The organism is Kineococcus glutinatus (assembly GCF_039542765.1).
Lineage (GTDB): Bacteria > Actinomycetota > Actinomycetes > Actinomycetales > Kineococcaceae > Kineococcus_A > Kineococcus_A glutinatus.
On the sequence record NZ_BAABIL010000631.1, the window covers coordinates 1 to 1,611 of the forward strand.

Below are 1,611 nucleotides of genomic sequence, written 5' to 3' on the forward strand. Positions count from 1 at the left end.
GCGGCGGGTGGCCGCCTACCGCGGCGGCTACCTGCCCGAGGAGCGCCGCGCCCTGGAGGCCGACCTGCGCGCCGGGCGCCTGCTGGGCCTGAGCACCACCAGCGCCCTGGAGCTCGGCGTCGACGTCTCGGGACTGGACGCCGTCCTCGTCGCGGGCTGGCCGGGGACGCGGGCCTCGTGGTGGCAGCAGGTCGGGCGGGCCGGGCGGCGCGGCGGCTCGGCCCTGGGGGTGCTCATCGCCCGCGACGACCCGCTGGACACCTACCTCGTCAACCACCCCGAGGCGCTGCTGGGCCCGGCCGTGGAGGCGGCGGTGTTCGACCCGACCAACCCCTACGTGCTGGCCCCGCACCTGTGCGCCGCCGCCGCCGAACTGCCGCTCAACCCCGCGGACCTGGAGCTGTTCGGCCCCGGGACCGCCGACGTGCTCGACCTCCTCGTGCAGCGGGGGATGCTGCGCCGGCGCCCCACGGGCTGGTACTGGACGCGGCGGGAGCGCGCCGTGGACCTCACCGACCTGCGGGGCTCGGGCGCCGAACCGGTGCGGCTCGTGGAGGACGGCACCGGCCGGGTGCTGGGCACGGTGGACGCCGCCGCCTCCCACACCACCGCCTTCCCCGGTGCCGTCTACGTCCACCAGGGCGTGGCCCACCTCGTGGACTCCCTCGACCTGGAGGAGTCCGTCGCCGTCGTCCACCGGGCGGAACCCGACTACACGACCCACCCGCGGGAGGTGAGCGACGTGGCGGTGCTCGCCGTGGACGCCACCACCGCCGCGGCGCCCTTCACCCTCGCCGGCGGCGTCGTGGAGGTCACCTCGCAGGTGGTGGCCTTCCTGCGCCGGCGGCTGCGCACGGGCCAGCCGATCGGCGAGGAGCCCCTCGACCTGCCGGCGCGGCGGCTGCGGACGCGCGCGGTGTGGTGGACGGTCGAGCCGGAGGCCGTCGTCGACCTGCTCGCCGCGGGCCCCGGCACCGCGGGCCCCGACACCGCGGGCCCCGACACCGGGGACGCCCGCGCCGCCGAGCGCGCGCGGGCGGCCGCCCGGCTGCGGGTGCCGGGCGCGCTGCACGCCGCCGAGCACGCGATGATCGGCATGCTGCCGCTGCTGGCGACGTGCGACCGCTGGGACCTCGGCGGCCTGTCCACCGCCGCGCACCCGGACACGCACCTGCCCACGGTGTTCGTGCACGACGCCGTTCCCGGTGGGGCCGGCTTCAGCGACCGGGGCGCGGCGCGGGCGGTGGAGTGGATCACCGCCACCCGCGACGCCGTGGCGGCCTGCGGGTGCCGCGACGGGTGCCCCTCCTGCGTGCAGTCACCCAAGTGCGGCAACGGCAACGAGCCGCTGGACAAGGCCGGGGCCCTGGTGCTGCTGGACGCGCTGGCGGCGGCGCTGCGGGACGCCGGGCCCCCGGCCGGCGAGGACGCGCCCGGCGAGGACGCGCCCGGCGAGGACGCGCCCGGCGAGGACGCGCCCGGCGAGGACGCGTCCCCGGCCGGGGCGAGCGGCTGATCGTGGGCGCGGGCCGCGCGCACGGCCCCTCCGCCGCGCCACCGACGCCTCCGGCACCGTCACCGCCGCCACCGCCGTGCAGGTGCCGGGCGTGC

1 protein-coding gene is annotated in these 1,611 nt (G+C 79.3%); it reads left to right on the forward strand.

The window, feature by feature from the left end; all coding sequences use genetic code 11:
• The coding region (locus ABEB16_RS19325; protein ID WP_345713834.1) for a DEAD/DEAH box helicase at nucleotides 1-1,516 on the forward strand (1,516 nt) is incomplete at its 5' end.
• Between the last annotated feature and the right edge of the window lie 95 nt (nucleotides 1,517-1,611).